General features: G+C 63.4%; 18 protein-coding genes. 11 read left to right on the top strand and 7 right to left on the bottom strand.

Going from position 1 to position 19625, the window contains the following annotated elements:
- The first annotated feature begins 76 nt into the window (after window positions 1–76).
- The 6 genes from asnB (at window position 77) to LU671_RS19125 (ending at window position 6393) form a co-directional block, all read left to right on the top strand.
- Window positions 77–2020 carry an asparagine synthase (glutamine-hydrolyzing) gene (gene asnB / locus LU671_RS19150; protein ID WP_232856562.1) on the top strand — a complete coding sequence of 648 codons (1944 nt, stop codon included), beginning with the start codon at window positions 77–79 and terminating at the stop codon, window positions 2018–2020.
- Complete coding sequence (locus LU671_RS19145) at window positions 2017–3141, top strand: FAD-dependent oxidoreductase (RefSeq protein ID WP_046856510.1); 1125 nt, start codon at window positions 2017–2019, stop codon at window positions 3139–3141. The genes asnB and LU671_RS19145 overlap by 4 nt, the downstream gene beginning before the upstream one ends.
- A 10-nt stretch (window positions 3142–3151) precedes the next feature.
- Window positions 3152–4228: an acyl-CoA dehydrogenase family protein gene (locus tag LU671_RS19140; protein WP_232856561.1), complete on the top strand. Its 1077-nt coding sequence runs from the start codon at window positions 3152–3154 to the stop codon at window positions 4226–4228.
- Window positions 4229–4239: 11 nt separating this feature from the next.
- A complete protein-coding gene (locus LU671_RS19135; protein ID WP_028692820.1) occupies window positions 4240–4677 on the top strand; it encodes a PaaI family thioesterase in 438 nt (145 codons plus the stop codon).
- Window positions 4678–4883: 206 nt separating this feature from the next.
- Window positions 4884–5531, top strand: a complete 648-nt coding sequence (locus tag LU671_RS19130; protein WP_023629104.1) for an FMN-dependent NADH-azoreductase — start codon at window positions 4884–4886, stop codon at window positions 5529–5531.
- A 1-nt stretch (window position 5532) separates the two neighbouring features.
- Window positions 5533–6393 carry a glutathione S-transferase C-terminal domain-containing protein gene (locus LU671_RS19125; protein WP_051555768.1) on the top strand — a complete coding sequence of 287 codons (861 nt, stop codon included), beginning with the start codon at window positions 5533–5535 and terminating at the stop codon, window positions 6391–6393.
- Between the two features lie 194 nt (window positions 6394–6587).
- Here LU671_RS19125 and LU671_RS19120 read toward each other — a convergent pair whose 3' ends face one another.
- On the bottom strand, window positions 6588–7493 hold the full coding sequence (locus tag LU671_RS19120; protein ID WP_232856560.1) for a DMT family transporter: 906 nt from the start codon (window positions 7491–7493) through the stop codon (window positions 6588–6590).
- Between the two features lie 133 nt (window positions 7494–7626).
- On the opposite strand from LU671_RS19120, the gene LU671_RS19115 reads away from it, so the two are divergent.
- The 3 genes from LU671_RS19115 (at window position 7627) to LU671_RS19105 (ending at window position 10843) form a co-directional block, all read left to right on the top strand.
- The gene (locus LU671_RS19115) at window positions 7627–8064 is read left to right on the top strand and encodes an Lrp/AsnC family transcriptional regulator (RefSeq protein WP_028692812.1); all 438 of its coding nucleotides are present in this window, start codon (window positions 7627–7629) and stop codon (window positions 8062–8064) included.
- Between the two features lie 497 nt (window positions 8065–8561).
- Window positions 8562–10097, top strand: coding sequence for an NCS1 family nucleobase:cation symporter-1 (locus LU671_RS19110; protein WP_203651711.1), 1536 nt, complete (start codon window positions 8562–8564; stop codon window positions 10095–10097).
- A gap of 17 nt (window positions 10098–10114) precedes the next feature.
- Entirely contained in the window at window positions 10115–10843 is a 729-nt protein-coding gene (locus tag LU671_RS19105) for an aspartate/glutamate racemase family protein (protein WP_028692810.1), read from the top strand.
- An 89-nt stretch (window positions 10844–10932) separates the two neighbouring features.
- On the opposite strand, the gene LU671_RS19100 is transcribed toward LU671_RS19105, so the two are convergent.
- The 6 genes from LU671_RS19100 to LU671_RS19075 form a co-directional block, all read right to left on the bottom strand.
- The gene (locus LU671_RS19100) at window positions 10933–12126 is read right to left on the bottom strand and encodes a D-amino acid dehydrogenase (protein ID WP_232856559.1); all 1194 of its coding nucleotides are present in this window, start codon (window positions 12124–12126) and stop codon (window positions 10933–10935) included.
- Window positions 12127–12263: 137 nt separating this feature from the next.
- Window positions 12264–12431: a hypothetical protein gene (locus LU671_RS19095; protein WP_232856558.1), complete on the bottom strand. Its 168-nt coding sequence runs from the start codon at window positions 12429–12431 to the stop codon at window positions 12264–12266.
- An 87-nt stretch (window positions 12432–12518) separates the two neighbouring features.
- Window positions 12519–13001 carry a hypothetical protein gene (locus LU671_RS19090; RefSeq protein WP_232856557.1) on the bottom strand — a complete coding sequence of 161 codons (483 nt, stop codon included), beginning with the start codon at window positions 12999–13001 and terminating at the stop codon, window positions 12519–12521.
- Between the two features lie 331 nt (window positions 13002–13332).
- The gene (locus LU671_RS19085; protein ID WP_232856556.1) at window positions 13333–13995 is read right to left on the bottom strand and encodes a histidine phosphatase family protein; all 663 of its coding nucleotides are present in this window, start codon (window positions 13993–13995) and stop codon (window positions 13333–13335) included.
- A gap of 213 nt (window positions 13996–14208) precedes the next feature.
- Window positions 14209–14547: an FKBP-type peptidyl-prolyl cis-trans isomerase gene (locus tag LU671_RS19080; RefSeq protein ID WP_203651705.1), complete on the bottom strand. Its 339-nt coding sequence runs from the start codon at window positions 14545–14547 to the stop codon at window positions 14209–14211.
- 73 nt (window positions 14548–14620) lie between these two features.
- A complete protein-coding gene (locus LU671_RS19075; RefSeq protein WP_232856555.1) occupies window positions 14621–15034 on the bottom strand; it encodes a GFA family protein in 414 nt (137 codons plus the stop codon).
- Window positions 15035–15289: 255 nt separating this feature from the next.
- Between LU671_RS19075 and LU671_RS19070 the strand changes: the two genes are divergently transcribed.
- Both LU671_RS19070 and LU671_RS19065 read left to right on the top strand, forming a co-directional pair.
- Window positions 15290–17095, top strand: coding sequence for a hypothetical protein (locus LU671_RS19070; RefSeq protein ID WP_232856554.1), 1806 nt, complete (start codon window positions 15290–15292; stop codon window positions 17093–17095).
- Window positions 17096–17353: 258 nt separating this feature from the next.
- Window positions 17354–19576 carry an autotransporter outer membrane beta-barrel domain-containing protein gene (locus tag LU671_RS19065; RefSeq protein ID WP_232856553.1) on the top strand — a complete coding sequence of 741 codons (2223 nt, stop codon included), beginning with the start codon at window positions 17354–17356 and terminating at the stop codon, window positions 19574–19576.
- Window positions 19577–19625 lie beyond the last annotated feature (49 nt).

Raw genomic sequence — 19625 nt, 5'->3', positions numbered from 1 at the left:
TGGGTGCGCGGACCACGAAGCCCGCGCCGTTCCGGCGTCGCCGACGACGCCCGACCTATGAGAAAAGGATTTTGCCATGTGTGGTTTCATCGGTGTCTACCAGTCCAAACGCAACAGCATCAGCGACCAGTCGATCCTCGACGCCCTGGCCGCCATCAATCACCGCGGCCCCGACGAGCACAGCCTGTGGCGTGACCCGGGCGAGCGCGCCGTGCTCGGCCACACCCGCCTGAGCATCATCGGCCTGGACAACGGCATGCAGCCGATCGTCGCCGATGAAGGCGACCTAGCGGTGATCGTCAACGGCGAGTTCTACGACCACGAACGCATCCGTACCGAACTGCAGGCCGAAGGCGCGATCTTCAAGACCGCCTCGGACAGCGAGATCGCCCTGCACCTGTACCGCCGCTCCGGCATGGCCGGGCTCAAGGAGCTGCGCGGCGAGTTCGCCATGGTCCTGTTCGACCGCCGTCGCCGCCTGATGCTGGCGGTACGCGACCGCCTGGGCATCAAGCCGCTGTTCTACACCCAGCACGAAGGCAACTGGTACTTCGCCTCCGAGATCAAGGCCCTGCTGGCCGCCGGCGTCAACCCGACCTGGGACGAGAACGCCTACGCCAGCCGCGCCTTCTACCTGCGCGACCACACCCTGTTCGAAGGCGTGCGCAGCGTGCAGCCGGGCTGCTGGGTGATGGTCGACCACGGCGGCCTGCACAGCGGCCGCTACTGGGACATGGAATTCGCCCGCCGCGACACCCCGGCGCCGAGCGACGAGGCCGGCATGATCGAATCCGTGCGCGCCGCCATCGAGGAAGCCGTGCGCCTGCGCCTGCGCGCCGACGTGCCGATGGGCGTGTACCTGAGCGGCGGCATCGACTCCTCGGCGATGCTGGGCATGGCCACCGCCCTCAAGGGCGAGCCGCTGGACGCCTTCAACCTGTCGTTCACCGACATGGACGACTACGACGAGAACCGTTTCGCGCGCATGGCCGCCGAGCACAACGGCGCGCGCTTCCACACCATCGAGATCACCCAGGACGACCTGGCGGACAACTTCGAGCAGGCGGTGTGGCACAACGAGACGCCATTCTTCAACGCCCACGGCGTGGCCAAGTACATCCTCAGCAAGGAAGTGCGCAAGGCCGGCCTGAAAGTGGTGCTGACCGGCGAAGGCGCCGACGAAGTGTTCGCCGGCTACCCGCACTTCCGCCGCGACATGCTGCTGTACAACAACGAACAACAAGACCCGAAAGTCATCGACCTGCTGCGCCAGCGCATCCAGGCCAACGAGCAGGGCTACACCAACGCGCACATGCCCCACGACATCCACTGGATGGTCGAGCAGCTCAAGCACGGCGTGTCGTGGCTGGACAACCAGGCCGGCTGGTTCAAGGCCCTGGAGAGCCTGTACCGCGGCGACTTCCGCGATCACTTCAGCGGTGTCGACCCGTACCGCCAGTTCTTCGACCGCCTCGACCACGGCAAGCTCGCCGACCGCGACCCGGTGCACAACTCCATGTACCTGTGGGCCAAGTCGTACCTGCCGAACTTCGTCCTCACCACCCTGGGCGACCGCATGGAGATGGCCAACAGCATCGAAGGCCGCGTGCCGCTGCTCGACCACCACGTGGTCGAACTGGCCTGCCAGCTGCCGGTGTGGATGAAGGTGCGCGGCGCCACCGAGAAGTACGTGTTCCGCGAAGCCATGCGCCCTTACCTGCCCAAGGCCCTGTACGAGCGCAAGAAGCACTATTTCCGCGCCCCGCCGGCCACCCTGCAGCAGCAAGGCCGCCTGTGGCAGCTGGTGCAGGACACCCTGCACAGCCGTGACCTGGACGCGCTGCCGTTCTTCGACGCGGCCAAGGTCCGCACCCTGCTCAAGCAGCTGCCGACCCTCAGCGCCCAGGAACAGGGCCTGCTCGACCCGATGCTGATGGAGCTGACCAGCCTGTGCCTGCTGCAGCGCCGCTACCGCATGAGCGGCCAGAGCTGGAACACCTTGAGCGAGGTGGCCGCATGAAGATCGCGATCATCGGCGCCGGCCTCAATGGTCTGGCCTGCGCCCTGATTCTCAAGCGCTTCGGCCTCGAGGCCACGGTGTACGAGCGGGCCCATGGCCCGCGCGACTCGGGCACCGGCATCTACGTCTGGCCCCAGGGCGTGCAGGTGCTGCGCTTCCTGTTCAACGACACCGGCTTCATCGGCCGCGGCAAGGCCATCGAGTTCCTCGACACCCATGGCCGCGACGGTCGCCTGATCCACAGCCAGCCGGTGCGCCCGGACGGCCTGGGGATCCCGGCGCCGGCGGTGATGTTCCCGCGTCCCGAGCTGTTCGGCCTGCTGCGCGAACGCCTGGCCCCCGGGCAGATCCGCTACCAGATGGGCTGCGAGAAGGTGGAGAAGGTCGGCGAACAGGCGCGGGTCACCTTCAGCAACGGCGAACAGGAAGACTTCGACCTGGTGATCGGCAGCGACGGCGTCGGCTCCACCGTGCGCCAGTGCCTGGAACCGGGCCTGACGCCCTACGACACGGGCCTGGTGGCCAGCCGCGGCATGGTCGAGTTCGACTCGCCGCTGCTGCTGCCCGACCGTTGCCAGATCTTCGCCTCGGAGTTCTCGCGGGTGGTCACCTACCCGCTGGCCGCCGACCGCCCGTACCGCTACTGGTTCGCCGCCTACCAGCACCGCAACCAGCCGCTGCTCGACCGTGACGGCCTGGTACAGCTGTTTGCCGACCTGCCGCCGGACGTGGTGCGGATGATGGAAGCCACCGAGCACGAGCAGATCCTCACCCACAAGATGATGGCGCTGACCGGCGCCGGTTGCTGGCAGAACGGCCGCGTGGTGATGCTCGGCGACAGCATCCACGCCATGCTGCCGACCCTCGGCTACGGCCTGACCCTGGGCCTGGAGAACGCCTTCATGCTCGCCCAGGCCCTGGTCGGCTGCTGCGACGAGCGCCTCGACAGCGCCCTGCAGCGCTACGAGATCCGCGCCGCCGAGCGTTCGCGGGTGATGCTGGAAGTGATGCGCGACATGACCGACCTGTACTACTTCGAGGAGGACAGCGCCATGACCTCCTCGCGGATCCGGCCGATCGTCGAGCGTTTCCACGACCTGGCCCTGACCACGGTGTTCTGAGGAGATCGCCATGAGTGACGCATACCGCCAGCGCCTGCAGGCCTTCGTCAGCGAGCGCATCACGCCGAACGTGGCGGCCTGGGAGCAGCTCGGCGCCTACCCGGCCACGCTCAACCGCGAGGCCGGCGCCGCCGGCCTGCTCGGCCTGGGCCACGACCACCGCCAGTTGCCGGACGACCCGCGGGCCGTGGCGGTGCTGATCGAGGAACTGACCCGCAGCGGCGCCCAGGGCATCACCATGGGCCTGGGCTCGCACTTCGTCAGCCTCAAGGCGGTGCAAGCCACCGGCCACCCGATCGTCCACGACCTGGTGCCGGCAGTGCTCGATGGCCGCCAGAGCATCGCCCTGGCGATCACCGAGCGCCAGGCCGGTTCCGACCTGCGCGCCCTGGAGTGCCGGGCCACGCGTCAGGCCGACGGCTACCGGCTGAACGGGCACAAGGCGTTCATCTGCAACGCCACCCGTGCCGACTGGCTGCTGATGGTCGGCCACTGCGAGGACGGCCTGGCGCTGTTCCTGGTCGAGGGTTCCGCCGCCGGCATCCGCCACACCCCGCGCCAGGCCCTGGGCTGGCGCTGCCTGCCGCTGGCCGACCTGGAGCTTGTGGACGTGCCAGCGCTGCGCCTGACCGGCAAGGGCGGTGTCGGCCGTCTGCTGCAGGCCAGCCTGCAGCAGGAGCGGCTGAACCTGGCGGTGATGGCCATCACCAGCGCCGACATGGCCCTGCAGGCCGCCATCGACTGGTGCAAGAGCCGCCAGGTCGGCGGCAAGGCACTGTTCGACAAATCGGTGATCCGCCAGCGCCTGGCCGAGCACTACGCGCAGCTGACGGTCAGCCGCCAGTTCGTCGACACCTGCGTGGCCCGCCAAGCCGAAGGCACCCTGGACGCGCACCAGGTGGCCATCGCCAAGAACAGCGCCGTGCAGACCCTGGAAACCCTGGCCCGCGACGCCGTGCAACTGCATGGCGCCCACGGCTGCGTCGAGCCCTCGCTGGTCGAACGCATCCACCGCGACGCCCGCCTGCTGGCCATCGGCGGCGGCACCCACGAAATCATGCTGGAAATCATTGCCCGGCACCTGTGAAGGATCACACCATGAGCACCATCAGCGACCACGCCGCCGCGCACTCGCGCGCGCTGCTCGAACACGCCTACCAGCGCTACTGCGGGCTGGAGATGCTGGAACAGTCCCCCGGCCAATGCACCTGCCGGCTGACCGTCACCGATGCCATCGACAACCTCAGCCAGACCCTGCACGGCGGGGTGATCTACTCGATGCTCGACGTCACCAGCATGCTCGCCACCCTGCCCTTGCTGGGGCCTGACGAGTACGCCCTGACCAACAGTTTCAACACCCTGCTGCTGTCGGCCACGCCACGGGACACCGAGGTGCTGTTCCACGCCAAGGTGATCCGTGATGGACGCAACCTGATGTTCACCCAGGCCGAGGCCTGGCGGGTCAACGCCGACGGCAGCCAGACGCGCATCGCCAGCGCGCAGCTGAGCAAGTTCAGGCTCAAGCGCGAGTGGTAATGGCGTAATAACTCATCACGTTCATCGCGGGGCAAGCCCGCTCCCACGCGATATCTGGGAGCGGGCCTGCCCCGCGCTCGTTCCGGCACAGAGCCCCTGGCGATACATGACAACCTTAAGGGTAATACCCTGATTATCTGCGCTTTTCACTCCCGCCCGATTGCTCAAGACTGGCTGTCACACACATCACTGAAAGGATTCTCGCAATGAATCACAAGGTCCTGGTCATCCGCTCCTCGATCAAGTCCGATGGCGGCTTCTCCGGCCAACTGGTGGACAACTTCCTCAAGCAGCTCAAAGAGGTCAACCCCGAAGCTTCGGTGGCGGTACGCGACCTGCACGCCCAGCCCATCCCGCACCTCAATGCGGTGACCATGGACGCCCTGTTCGGCGGTGACGCCAGCAGCATCGAGGCGGCCGCGGCACTGAAGCTGTCCAACGAGCTGATCGAAGAGATCCAGGAAGCCGACCGCGTGGTGATCGGCCTGCCACGCTACAACTTCGGCGCACCGTCGATCCTGCACACCTGGGTCGACTACATCGTGCGTGGTGGCGTCACCTTCACCTATGTCGACGGCGCCCCGGTCGGGCTGCTGGATGACAAGCCGGTGCACGTGCTCAACGCCAGCGGCGGCGTCTACAGCCAGGGCACCGATACCCTGGCCGGCTGGCTGTCGCAGACCCTGGGCTTCGTCGGCCTGAACAGCGTCGAATTCATCTACGCCGAAGGCCTGGGCATGGGCGAAGAAAGCCTGGCCGCGGGCCTGGCCGCCGCCAACCTGAAGATCCAGCACAGCATCGCCGCCCTCGGCGAGCGTCCATGCCCAAGCCTGGCCACCGCCGTAGGGAGGTAAGATGACCCGCAGCCAAGACAACCCGTCGGTCCAGGAACTGTTCCTCAGCGAACTGGTGGCCGAGCCCAATCGCTACCACCTGTACATCTCCCACGCCTGCCCGTTCTCGCACCGGGTGCACCTGGTGCAGAGCCTGCTGGGCCTGGAAGACGCGCTGGACGTCACCTCGGTGGCGGCCCGCCGCCACGACCAGGGCTGGGAGTTCGACGAACACGACCAGGACCCGCTGCACAAGGACGTCACCCTGCTGTCGAGCCTGTACGAGCGTTCGCGCCCGGGCTTCACCGGCAACCAGTCGGTGCCGGTCCTCTGGGACCGCCAGCAGAACCGTATCGTGCACAACGATTCGGCGGAGCTGGCGCTGCAGATGGCGACCCGCCTGCTGCCCCTGGCCAAGACCCCGATCGACCTGGTGCCCGACCGCTCCAGCTGCGACATCGTCGAGCTCAACCAGTGGCTGCACACCAACATCAACCGCATGGTCTACCACATGGGCTTCGCCCCGGACCAGGAGAGCTACGACCAGGCCTTCCAGCAATTCTTCGCGGCCATGGACACCCTTGAACACCGGCTGCGCAAGCAGCCGTACCTGGTGGGCGGCAAGCTGAGCCTGTCGGACCTGTTCCTGCTGCCCACGCTGATCCGCTACGAGGCGGTGTACTACGTGCACTTCAAGACCAACCACAAGACCCTGGCCGAGTACCCGGCGCTGTACCAGTACCTGGTGCGCCTGACGCAGATCCCGGCGATCTACCGCACCATCGACATGGCGCATATCAAGCTGCATTACTACTACTCGCACAACCACATCAACCCGACCCGGATCGTGCCCCAGGGGCCGGCGTTGAGCTGGTTGAACTGAGCAGTCGGCGTTTGCGGTCTTTTCGCGGCACAAGGCCGCTCCTACAGGAAGCGCATCCCCCTGTAGGAGCGGCCTTGTGCCGCGAAAGGGCTGCCTCGCAGCCCCGGCGGTTGAAGCCGAATACCGACTCCGGACGACTTCAACACCTTGAGGCTGTTACACGCCAAGACCACGCCGATCTTACAAACTGAACCTCATTCAGGCCTTGCCACGCCGCGGCCGCTGGCCGGCCGGAACCACCAGCCCTGCTGCATGCCCGCCGCCGCCAGCAGGATCAGCCCCACCCCCAGCCACTGCACCGCCGCCAGGCGATGGTCGAAGGCCACCCAGTCGACCAGGATCGCCGCGATCGGGTAGATGAACGACAGCGCCCCGGTCAACGCCGTGGGCAGGCGCTGGATGGCGCTGTACAGCAGCACGTACATCAAACCGGTATGCACGATCCCCAGCGTCACCAGGCTGCCGAGCGCCGGCAGTTCACCCGGCAGTCCACCGAGCTTCACCCAGGGCGCCAGCAGCAATACGCCGGTGCTCACCTGGATCAGCGCGATCAAGTGCGGTGGCGTGCCGGTCAGGCGCTTGATGATCAACGCCGCCACGGCGTACAGGAACGCCGCGCCCAATGCCAGGACAATGCCCAGCAGGTACTCGTCGCCACTGGCCTGCCCCGCGCCATGGGCGCTGACGATGGCCAGCATGCCGAGGAACGCCACGCTCAACCAGGTCAGCTTGGCCAGGGTGATCTTCTCGCCGAGGAACAGCGCGGCCAGCCCCACCAGCATGAACGGCTGGACGTTGTACACCGCGGTGCCGATGGCGATCGAAGCCCGCGAGTAGGAGGCGAACAGCAGCACCCAGTTGCCGACGATCGCCACGCCGCTGGCCACCGCCAGCAGGAAGGTGGCGCGGGTCAGCACACCCGGTTTGAGAAAGCCCATGGCCGCGCAGATCAGCAGCAAGGTGCCGGCGCCGAACACGCAGCGCCAGAACACCACTTCCAGCACCGGCTGCCCGGATACCAGCACGAACCAGCCGATGGTCCCGGAGATCAGCATGGCGGCGATCATTTCCAGCGAGCCACGGCGCAGCGAATTGTCCATCTCACACCTCCTGTCGATGATGGGCACAGTATGCGGAGGGTCGAGGGCGACCTTCCAGCGGATAACCAAGGCATATCTGTGCTTGCGCCTTTACTATCAAGGCAGATCTTGAAAATCACCTAACGAGGCTGCCATGACCGATGCCATCGACCAGTTGCTGATCAACGCCCTGATGGAAGACTCGCGCCGCTCGCTCAAGGCCCTGGCGCAGATCAGCGGATTGTCGGCGCCCAGCGTCAGCGAGCGCCTGCGCCGCCTGGAAGAGCGCGGCGTACTGCGCGGCTATACGGTGGAGGTGGACCCGCGCTGTTTCGGCTACCAGTTGCAGGCGATCGTGCGCATTCGCCCGCTGCCGGGGCAGTTGCAGGAGGTGGAGCGGCAAATCGTGGCCATTCCCGAGTTCACCGAGTGCGACAAGGTCACCGGCGAGGATTGTTTCATCGCCCGCCTGCATGTGCGCTCGATGGAGCAGCTGGACACGCTGCTCGACCGCCTCAACGTGCTGGCCGAGACCAATACGGCGATCATCAAGAAGACGCCGGTGAAGCGGCGGTTGCCGCCGATGGCGTGAGGGAGGTTTTGCAGTTGCAGGCCTTATCGCGGGGCAAGCCCGCTCCCACGCAGTCGGCCCGGCCAAAACTTGTACACATGAATGTCACCATAAGTGCCATTTTTGTGTGCACTTTTGACCGGTAACGCCCCATTAAGTTACATACTCCAATCAACTAAATCTGACCATTCGATCAACTAAAATGTCGAGCAAAAAATATTACCTGTTCATTTGGTCAGCTTATATTTCCTTTATTTCATCCACTTATCTTTCAAATAGATAGATTCAAAATAGTAGCAACCTGAAAGCGAGTTGATCGCTGGCATGGAACTGGCTTTTATGTGTTTGCGTTTTGTATACAAGTTTGACGAAACATAAATACACAAGAACCCGCAGCGTCGCCCCACCGGCGACCGTTGCGCCCAGAACCCAGTGATGCCAACGCCTGCACCGACGAGATGGCGAGCCCGTGCGCCAGCGCCCGCTCATCGCAGTCACACGCATCAGGAGCCGCCGGAATGAGTAGCAGCCTCCCCCTTGCCCCTGAACTTTCCGTTGCCAGCACCCATCCCTCGACCACCGCCCTCGAAGGCCTTCCGGCCGATCTCGAACTGAGCCCGCGCCTGCATAACCGCGACCTCGCCCCGACCAAACTGGCAGGCCGCCGCTGGGGCGGCTACAGCATCTTCGCGTTGTGGACCAACGACGTGCACAACATCGCCAACTACTCCTTCGCCATGGGGCTGTTCGCCCTCGGCCTGGGCGGCTGGCAAATCCTGCTGTCGCTGGCGATCGGCGCGGCGCTGGTGTACTTCTTCATGAACCTGTCCGGCTACATGGGGCAGAAGACCGGCGTGCCGTTCCCGGTGATCAGCCGCATCGCCTTCGGCATCCATGGCGCGCAGATCCCGGCGCTGATCCGCGCGGTGATCGCCATCGCCTGGTTCGGTATCCAGACCTACCTGGCCTCGGTGGTGCTGCGGGTGCTGTTGACCGCCGTGTGGCCGCAGGTGGCCGCCTATGACCACGACAGCATCCTCGGTCTGTCGAGCCTGGGCTGGGTGTGCTTCGTGGCGATCTGGCTGGTGCAGCTGGTGATCCTCGCCTACGGCATGGAGATGGTGCGCCGCTACGAGGCCTTCGCCGGGCCGGTAATCCTGCTGACCGTGGCCAGCCTGGCAGTGTTCATGTACTTCAAGGCCGATGCGCGCATCGCCTGGTCGGTCGCCGAGCCCCTGAGCGGCTACGAGATGTGGCGCAACATCTTCGCTGGCGGCGCGCTGTGGCTGGCGATCTACGGCACCCTGGTGCTCAACTTCTGCGACTTCGCCCGTTCCTCGCCGTGCCGCAGGACCATACGCGTCGGCAACTTCTGGGGCCTGCCGGTGAACATCCTGGTGTTCGCGGCGATCACCGTGGTGCTGTGCGGCGCGCAGTTCCAGATCAACGGCCAGGTCATCGACAGCCCGACGCAGATCGTCGCCAGCATCCCCAGCACCGCATTCCTGGTACTGGGCTGCCTGGCCTTCCTGATCGTCACCGTGGCGGTGAACATCATGGCCAACTTCGTCGCCCCGGCCTTCGTGCTCAGCAACCTGGCGCCGCGCCACCTGAACTTCCGCCGCGCCGGGCTGATCAGCGCCACCCTGGCGGTGCTGATCCTGCCCTGGAACCTGTACAACAGCCCGCTGGTGATCGTGTACTTCCTCTCGGGCCTGGGCGCCCTGCTCGGCCCGCTGTACGGCGTGATCATGGCCGACTACTGGCTGCTGCGTAAGGGCCGCATCAACGTGCCCGAGCTGTACAGCGAGAACCCCGCCGGCGCCTACCACTACACCCGCGGCATCAACCTGCGCGCCCTGGCCGCGTTCATCCCGGCCGCGCTGCTGGCCATCGTCCTGGCCCTGGTGCCCAACTTCCACGGCATCGCGCCGTTCTCCTGGCTGATCGGTGCCGGTATCGCCGCCGCCGTCTACCTGCTGATCGCGCCACGCAACCGCCAATACCTCGATGTCAGCGGCGAATGCATCGCCGTCGACCACAGCAGCCACTGATTTCAGGGAGATCCGTCATGCGTATTCTGATCGCCAACGTCAACACCACCGAGGCCATCACCGAGGCCATTGCCGAGCAAGCGCGCAGCGTGGCCGCGCCCGGTACCGAGATCGTCGGCCTGACCCCGTGGTTCGGCGCCGAGTCGGTGGAGGGCAACTTCGAGAGCTACCTGGCCGCCATCGCAGTGATGGACCGGGTGCTGGCCTACGACCAGCCCTTCGATGCCGTGATCCAGGCCGGCTACGGCGAGCATGGCCGCGAAGGCCTGCAGGAGCTGTTGGACGTGCCGGTGGTGGACATCACCGATGCCGCCGCCAGCACTGCCATGTACCTGGGCCACGCCTACTCGGTGGTGACCACGCTGGACCGCACCGTACCGCTGATCGAGGACCGCCTCAAGCTCTCCGGACTGTATGAGCGCTGCGCCTCGGTGCGCGCCAGCGGCCTGGCGGTGCTCGAGCTGGAAAGCGACCCACGGCGCGCGGTGGAAGCCATCGTCGAGCAGGCCGAACGGGCTGTGCGCGAGGACAAGGCCGAAGTGATCTGCCTGGGTTGCGGCGGCATGGCCGGGCTCGACGAGCAGATCCGCCAGCGCACCGGGGTGCCGGTGGTGGACGGTGTGAGCGCGGCGGTGACCATTGCCGAATCACTGGTGAGGCTGGGGTTGAGCACCTCCAAGGTGCGCACCTACGCTACGCCGCGGGCGAAGAAGGTGGTGGGCTGGCCGATGCGTTTCGGTCGCTGATCTGACCATCGCGGGGCAAGTCGCATCGGCGCACTGCCGCACCCACGCCTTCGTGGGAGCGGGCTTGCCCCGCGATCAGATCCGCACAGTCAGCGCAGCAACTGCGCCAGTCGCTCGCCACTGCCACAGGCCAGGGTAAACCCCAAGGCCCCATGCCCCAGATTCAGCCACAGGTTGCGATACCGTGTGGCCTCGATGATCGGCACTCCGGTCGGCGTCGCCGGCCGCATCCCAGCCCACTCCACCGCCTGCTTGTAATCAGCGGCCTCCGGCAGGGTCTCGCGCGCCAGCCGTCGCATGCTCGCGAGCCTGCCGGCATCCACCGACTCGTCGTAACCGACGATGTCCACCATCGCCGCCACACGCAGCTGATCCTCCAGCCGGGCATAGACGATCTTGCGCTCGTAGTCGGTGATACTCACATCGGGCGCCCGATGCACGGCGCCAATCAGCGCGGTCAGGCTGTAGCCTTTCAAGGGATAGACCGGCAAATTCAAGCCCGGCAATGCCAGGCCGGCGCTACGGTGCCCGGCGCTGAGCACCAGGCGCTGCACTTCCAGCCGTTCGTTGCCCAGCTCAAGGGCCAGCGCCTGATCATCGTGCGCTATCAGCCGTGTCACCGGTCGCCCCAACAGCAACCTGCATTGTCCCGACGCCTCCAGGCGCTCGGCCAGACGCAGGCAGAAACGGTGGCAATCGGCGACTTCCTCGCCTGGAGTGAACACACCACCAACGAAGGGTGCATCGACCAGCGCCGGATCGAGTCCACGCAGTTCGGCGGCATCCAGTGTTCGCTGGCTGTGGGGATCAAGCAAGTTTTGGCGCCCGTGGTCGAATGCACGCTGGGTACGGAATGCGACCAGCTTGCCATTGCGCCGCCAGGCGAAATCATCGAGGCCGTCCTCCTCGCGCCAGCGCTGCAAAGCCGCCTGGCTTTCGAGCGCCAGGCTCAACAGCCGAGCGGCATTACGGCGATTGACGGAGGTGCGGCAGGCCATGACGAAAGCCGCCAGCCAACGCCACTGCGCTGGGTCCAGACGCAACCGAAGGCGCAACGGCGAGTCCCCCTGCAACAACCAGCCAAGCGCCTGCCACGGCACACCGGCATCGGCCAGTGGAGCCACATAGTGATACGAAAGTTGCCCGCCGTTGGCAAAACTTGTGGCGCTGGCCAGGCTGTCGCGGGCCTCGACCAGGTCGACCTGCCAGCCGTCGCGCACCAGCGCATAAGCCGTCGCCAGGCCGACCACCCCGCCGCCGATCACTGTCACCCGCTGGTTCATGCGTCCATTCCCGTCCCGGCCTGATGGCCAGACAGTAACAGCAGGTCAGGTCGGGCAGCCAGGCTTGCATCCTTGGACAATAGAAAATGCCGCGGAAGCGACGCGAAGGCTTGAATCAGCGCACTGCGCGAACGCTGTCATTCCACATGCTTATAGCGGTCACGATAGACAACCAGGCACACACCCAGCACGATGGCGAAGGACTTCCACAACACCACATCAACCCCATTGAGCGTTTCACGGTGCAAGAACAGCATGCCGAGCGCCCCGGCAATGAGCAGACTCACGCCAAGCCAGGTACGCATGCGGGGTGACCTCAGCCAACGATCAATGGCGAAGCCTATGAATAGCGACAGGATGATCTGAACAGGATCCTCGTACATTAACGATTCTCACGCTGTGACGATCATCGAGATCGAAGTGTGTTGAGGGCCAATACCACCTTTGACCTTGGCATCGATTGAAACCAGAACATCACCCGAGTGATAGGTTGGCAGACGATCCGCCACAAATGCAGCAGTAGCGGTTTTGGCAAGACCACCCGATATGAAACCGCCAGCGAGCAACCCGACCGTCGAACCCACGGCCGCCGACACCAACCCGGTTACAGTCCAACGCTGAGCATTCAACGCATCGCCCTGAATGCGGTTCAGAGGCAGCGATATAGCGACTGAGACGAAACACGGAAGTACTCCCGCTTGCATCCGGTCATACACCTCCATCACCTTTCTGACGATTTGATAGTTGTGCTGACGTGCTGTCGAAAAGCACAGCTCATTGAGTCGACAACGCTCAAGAGGTTTTACGGTGAACTCGAATATATTGAATGCCACGCCGTGGTGTGCGACGACGTGATAGGTCCTTTCAAATGGCATGCGGAGCATTTCCTGCGTAAGGCTCTGGACAACGATCCAGGTGAACTTGCGACGATAGCTCCGGACATACCTCTTAAGGCACCAGTTGACGTCTGATATTCCGGTGGGAAACTTCCTAAATCAAACAATTAGCACCGCGGCGCCAGGCCTTCATAACCCGGTTCCTTGGCATGGCGCACATTGAAGGGCTGGATGCCCCAGATTTTCTACCTTTTGTTCAACCGGTAGGAATGCATTGGCTATACCGAAGACCGCCAGCCAACGCCACTGTCACCCGCTGGTTCATGCATCCGTTCCCGTCCAGGCCTGATGGCCAGACAGTAACAGCAGGTCAGGTCGGACAGCCAGACTCGCCGTGATCGAGCCCCTGGCGCAGGTTACGGCTGAGCAGGGTCGCCTTGCCATCGCGCCAGGTCAGCGTGAGCACGTACAAGGTATCGAAGTCGTCGCGATGCCAGTCTTCGGTGAGCACCCGCTCTTCGCCCAGGGCCTTGCCGGCCACGGTGTTGATCAGTTCCGGGAGATAACCGCGGGACCAGGCGGTGTAGACCGTCGCATTGCGGTATTTGCTACTAAGCAGCTCGTCCGCCAGATCCTCGGTGTCGTTGGCGCCATAGTCGATGTTCACCGGCAAGCCGAGGCGGATGGCGCTGGGGCTGATGGTCATCAGCGGGCGGATATAGCTGTAGCGCTCATCCAGGCTACCTTCCTCGACACCCCGCGAAGGGTTGGCGGCGAATACGTAGTCAGCCTCGCCAAAACGCTCGGGCAGCAAGGTGGCGAGATCCAGAGCGCGGTTGAGCCCCTGGCAGTTCAACTGCCCCAGCCCCTCGCCGGGCTTCTCGGCGTGGCGCAGGAAAACCAGGGTCTGGGTGCCATCCACGGGTTGCGCGCGGCTCTCGACCACTGCCAAGGCCAACGGCACGGCCGCAGCGGCGAGCGTCAGGCTCAACAACAGGTGACGACGACGGCGAAGGAAGGTGGGCAGCTTCATCTGGGACGGACTCTTGTGGCAAGGGGTACTGGGTTGCCCCGCCACATGGTCCGGCAGCCCTGGCTGCTGGTCGTCCCTGTCGTGAATGCCATCCGTGGCAGCGAGTGAGGCTCAGAGTGCCTTCGACCCGTTTGGTTCCTCCCTGGGCACACATGCCGTTCCATGGACAAGGCCACGTTAACGCCTGTGTGTTGCTGAATTATTGCTCGCAGCTCAATCGTCGCGGGTCAGTACTTCCAGCAACTCGATCTCGAAGGTGAGGTCCGAATTCGGTGGAATAGAACCGACCGAGCGCTCGCCATAGCCCAGGTGCGCCGGCACCAGCAACTTGCGTTTGCCGCCCACGCGCATGCCCATCAGGCCCTGGTCCCAGCCCTTGATCACCCGGCCGGTGCCGATCACGCACTGGAACGGCTTGCCGCGCGACCAGGACGAATCGAACTCGCTGCCGTCGGCCAGGGTGCCGCGGTACTGGGTGGTGATCAGCGCGCCCTTGACCACGGACTTGCCGTCGCCTTCGTGTAGATCGATGACTTGCAGCTCACTGCTCATGGCAGGTTCCTCGAGACGGTTTTGGTGGGCGCCCTTTTCTCAGGAATGCTTGAGTTTGGCAAGGCGGGTCGGCTCAGGACGGGGCGAACTGTTCGAAGATCTGTTGGCCGGTGAGGTTCTTGGTCTCGTTCTCGAAGCAATACCAGGCGGGTTTTTCGTCGATGAAGATCTGCTCGGTGAAGGTCCAGTTTTCCGTGCCGTCCAGCAGGCCGACCGGCACGACATAGAGGTTGCCCTCTTTCAAGCGGTAGAACAGGTGCGTACCGCACCGGCCGCAGAAGCCGCGCTGGGCCCAGGGGGAGGAATCATAGACGCTCGGGGTTGGGCCCTCGAATTTCGGGGGCTCGGTGCAATGGACCGCCAGCAGCGGGCCACCGGTCCATTTTCGGCACATGCTGCAATGACAGGCGCTGACATGGGTGTTGTCGATTGTTGCACTCAGGTGAATTGCACCACACAGGCAACTGCCTTGTTTTTCCACGGACATCTTGGGGCTCCTTGCGGTTGTTCCGGGGAGTTGCAGTATAGGCGCAGGCTCCAGGCATGTCCGGCATCACCCTGCCTCAGCCCAGCATCCTGGCCAGGCGCTCGTAGGCAAGTGTGCGTGGCCGTACCCCGGATAATTCAGGCCCGCTCGTGCCCATTCGACCTAGCATTTTTGCCAGTTGTTACATAGCAGCACAATTCCTAACTTGGAAGCTCCGGCAATGCCTGTCCCCCGCGCCGGCCAGGAGAAGCACCTATGAGCAGCACGTCCAATACACCCGCGAAAAACACTACAACATCCGCCACTCATATCACAACGACAACGACAACGACGTCAACACCAACCACAACTACAACTACAACTACAACTACAACTACAAGCACCACAAATTACACCAGCACCAACCCCACTCCCTACGCCAACTTGATGCCTCCGAAAATGGTGGATGCCGACGACGATGGCCAGGGGAATGGTGGACTCGGTTATTATGATTTGCTGCACAATCCGAGGAAGATTCTTGAAACGCGTGTGGGCCCGTACCTCGACGTAGCGGATGGCGATGACATCCAGTTATTTCTGGACGACACCATGATATACAGTCGATTCGTCAAAAAAGACGAGACCGGCGTCATAGTGTTAGAACCTACTGCAGAACACTTTATAAATAAAAAAGAAGGCTTGCATGGGCTCTGGTACAAGTTCATAAGCTTCCCAGGCGGAATAGAATTCCCCTCGGATAAAACCGAGCTCTTCATCAAGTCCACGATCCCCGGGGACCCTGATAAAGACCTGCCGCTCCCGGAGGAAAACTACAAGCTGGAAAAAGCCTCAATCGTCCCTGAATGGCTGGCAGGAGACACCGAGAAGGTCACCATAACGGTCCCCAAATGGACTTATCAATCCGGCTACGACACCTTGACGATAGATTGGTCCGGTTTCGAACACAGTATCCGAATTGATGATATCGATAATGACACGGTGATCGTCCTCGACGACTTGCAATCCAAGATCCCTGGCGGTAGAACTTCGCTGCGCTACAGTATTACCGACGATGCAGGCAATTACTCCCTCCTGGCCCCGTCCACGACGGTGGATGTAGACTTCGACTATCCCGAACAGCCCGCCGCGCCGCGCCTTCTTGTCGATGGGCATGAAGACGAAGAGATCGACATGAGGTACCTGTTGACCGCCGACCTGGCGGTGGTGGTGCCTGCGAATGAGAATCTGCAGCCGGGACAAGCTGTCGTCGTCGAGGCATACGGTCGGAACGCCGACGGCGAAGACATGCCTTTTACAAGTGAACCCCAGAACGTCGGCTCTCCGGTTGAAGACATGTTGTTCAAGATTCCCAATGGCTTCGTAAAAGCATTGGTAAAAGGTTCGATCCGTGTCGCCTACCACGTGGACGGTCAACATCTCTCGAAAAGTACTTCCCGGCCGGTCACCCACACCGTCATTGCAGCCCCAAAACTTCCCCAAGCCAAGAACGACAAGCTGGATTACCTACGTGATGTGCAACCCGATCAGCATCTCAAGGTCGATGTGGAGCCTTACCCCGGTATGCGAGCTGGACAAAAGGTCACTGTAGTGTGGAAGGCAACGGGCGTTGTTGAATGGCGCAGCGAGGAGAAAACAGTCCGTTCGCGGGAGACCCTGAATTTCTTGTTGCCGGACTCGCTGGCGATGGGGGGCTACTCAACTGAGGTCTTGGTGACCAGTTTCGTCAATGGCATAGCCTCGACGCCCCGCAAGGTGACTATCGAGCCCCAGGCTGTGGGTACACCGGCCATCAAGATCACCTCGAACGGCGACAAATACACCGCCGATGTGGACTTTCCGTACAGAAAGGATGGTGACCATGTCAACATCATTATCAATGGCCGCGTGAGAAAACAAATTTCTCCCTACCACCCACTTGAGGATACAGGCCAGGCAACAATCCAGGTCTCGGATTCCTGGATTACAGAGAACCGAGGCGGTGCCGTCCTGTTCAACTACAGTATCTGGCATCGCGAGGAGAGAACCTACTTATTCTCACCTCCCGAGTTCATTCAACTTTGAACCAGCGACCAGGGCCCAAGCCGGGCCCTGGCCATCCATGCTGCAGTCCTGGCACCTGAAAACTAGCATTTTTGTCAGGTTACTTCCCATCACCCTTGGCTCAAGCTACCCGCACGCATGAGCCAGGAAGTGACGCCCATGTTCACCTTTTCCCGCACCACGCTCAGACTATTCCTACAGCCTCAGTTCACTTCTTCCCGCACTCTTCAGCGCTCCCCGAATGCCTGTCCCACTTACTTATTCGCGTCGGAGTCCACGATGAAAAAAGAACTGCGCCTGCGTGTCCGCAGGCCGTATCGATTCGCCTGTGTCCTGCTGCTCGGCTGCACGCCCCTTGCCACAGCGGGCGTCCTTGAGGGTCGCAGTGAACAGGCTACTGTCGAGGCCGGCAGCCCTGCGGAGTCCTGGCAGGTGAGCAATGGCGCTACCCTGAACATGAACGCCGGCAGCCAGGCCGATGCCTCGGATTCGTCTTCGGGTGTGGCGATCTCACTGACCCAAGGCGGCAACCTCAACGCCACGGGCGCCACCATCAGTGCCGCCGGGCGTGCGATTCTCAACAACGACAGCAACGTCACCCTGGTCGGCAGCCGTGTGACCGCCACCGATGATGGCACCAGTGCCTTGTCCGGCGTCGCACTGCAGATGTACGGCGGCACCAGCACCGTCGTGGGCTCGGTGCTCGATGGCGCCCGTCACGCAATTGCCATCAGCTCGGACAGCCGGGGCGACAACGCCGGTGATCAAGTGGCCACCCTGGATATCGCCGGCAGCCAGCTGATTTCGACCACCGGCAGCGCCATCCATGTCGGCAAGGCCTTCGACGCGGAGCCGATTGCCCCAACAGCCCATATCACCCTGCGCGATGGCACCGTGGTGCATGCGAACAATGGCACCCTGCTCGAGGTGGAGGACGACGCCAGCGTGTTCCTGACCATCAAGACCAGCGAAATCGAAGGCGATATCATCTCTGCCGACACCGCCATGACCCATGTGGCACTCGGTGAAAAAGCCATCTTGCGTGGCGCAATGCAGGGTGTGGACCAGCTCGATGTCGGCGCCTCCGCGCAATGGATCGTCACCGCTGACTCCTCCATCGACGAGCTTCTCACCAACAGTGGCAGGATCACCTTTCAAAGCGATAGGGAAGGCGACGAAGCCGGCCGGATTCTGACCGTGCATGGCGACTATGTCGGCGATGGCGGCAGCATAGAATTCAACACCAAGCTGGAGGGCGATGCCTCGGTAACCGACAGGTTGATCATCGAAGGCGATACCAGCGGCACCACGTCAGTCAGCGTCAACAACCTCGGCGGGTCCGGTGCCAAGACCTTGAATGGTATCGAACTGATCACCGTCGGCGGCGCCTCCAACGGGGAATTCACCCAGGCAGGTCGTATCGTTGCCGGAGCCTACGACTATCAACTGGTACGGGGTGAAGGCGACAACAGCGGCAACTGGTACCTGCGAAATGAATTGATCGATCCGGGCAACCCTGACGCGCCGATCCTGATCGTCCGTCCCGAAGGCGGCGCCTACGCGGCCAACCTGTACGCGATGAGCACCTTGTTCGACGCCAGTGTCGGCCAGCGCGGCGGCGACACCGAACGTGCCGACACCCTGGCGGCCGACGGCCGTTCGACCAACCTGTGGATGAAGCACAGCGGCGGGCACCAGCGCAGCACCGACAGCAGCGGGCAACTCAACACCCACGTCAGCCGCAACGCCACGCTGTTCGGCGCCGACCTGGCCGGCGGCTCGACCCGTGCCGGCGGCGCCTGGCGCACCGGGGTCTTTGCCGGCTACGGCAACAGCCATGGCAACAGCACCTCGCAGCTGACCAATCACTCCGCCAGCAGTCAGGTCAAGGGCTATACCACCGGTGTCTATGGCACCTGGTTTGCCAACGGTAACAGCGAACAGGGCCTGTACACCGACGCTGTGCTGCAATACAGCTGGTTCGACGCCCAGGTCTCCGGCGACGACGTGGCCACCGAGCGCTACAGTGCCAAGGGCGTCTCCACGTCACTGGAAGCCGGCTATGTGTTCAGCGACCGCTTCGAAGACGGCGATGCCTGGTACCTGCAACCCAAGGCCAAGGTGGTCTGGTCGGGTGTGACCCCCGACGATCACCGCGAAGACAACGGCACCGTCGTCTCCACCCAAGGCAGCGATACCCTGAGCGTCAGTGTCGGCGCCCGCGCCTCGCTCAAGCTGAACTACACCGGCGATGACACCCTGGCCGACAGCTTCAAGCCCTTCGTCGAAACCAACTGGATTCACAACAATCGCCAGGCCGGCGTCAACCTCGACGGCGTTAGCGTGACCCAGGCCGGCACCCGCAACATCGCCGAATTCAAGGTCGGCGCGGAAGGTCGCATCAACCGCGACCTCACGATCACCGCGTCGCTGGCCCAGCAAGTGGGCAGCAACGACTTCTCCGACACCGCGGCTTCACTGGCCGTGCGCCTGTCCTTCTGATCGCCTGGGCATGCGTCGGCCAAACCGACGCATGCCCCCTCCCGCCAGC

The organism is Pseudomonas sp. NMI760_13, assembly GCF_021283245.1.
In the GTDB taxonomy this organism is placed as follows: Bacteria; Pseudomonadota; Gammaproteobacteria; order Pseudomonadales; family Pseudomonadaceae; genus Aquipseudomonas; species Aquipseudomonas peradeniyensis.
The sequence above is the reverse complement of the archived record's forward strand: the minus strand, read 5'-3'. Positions and strand labels throughout refer to the sequence as shown.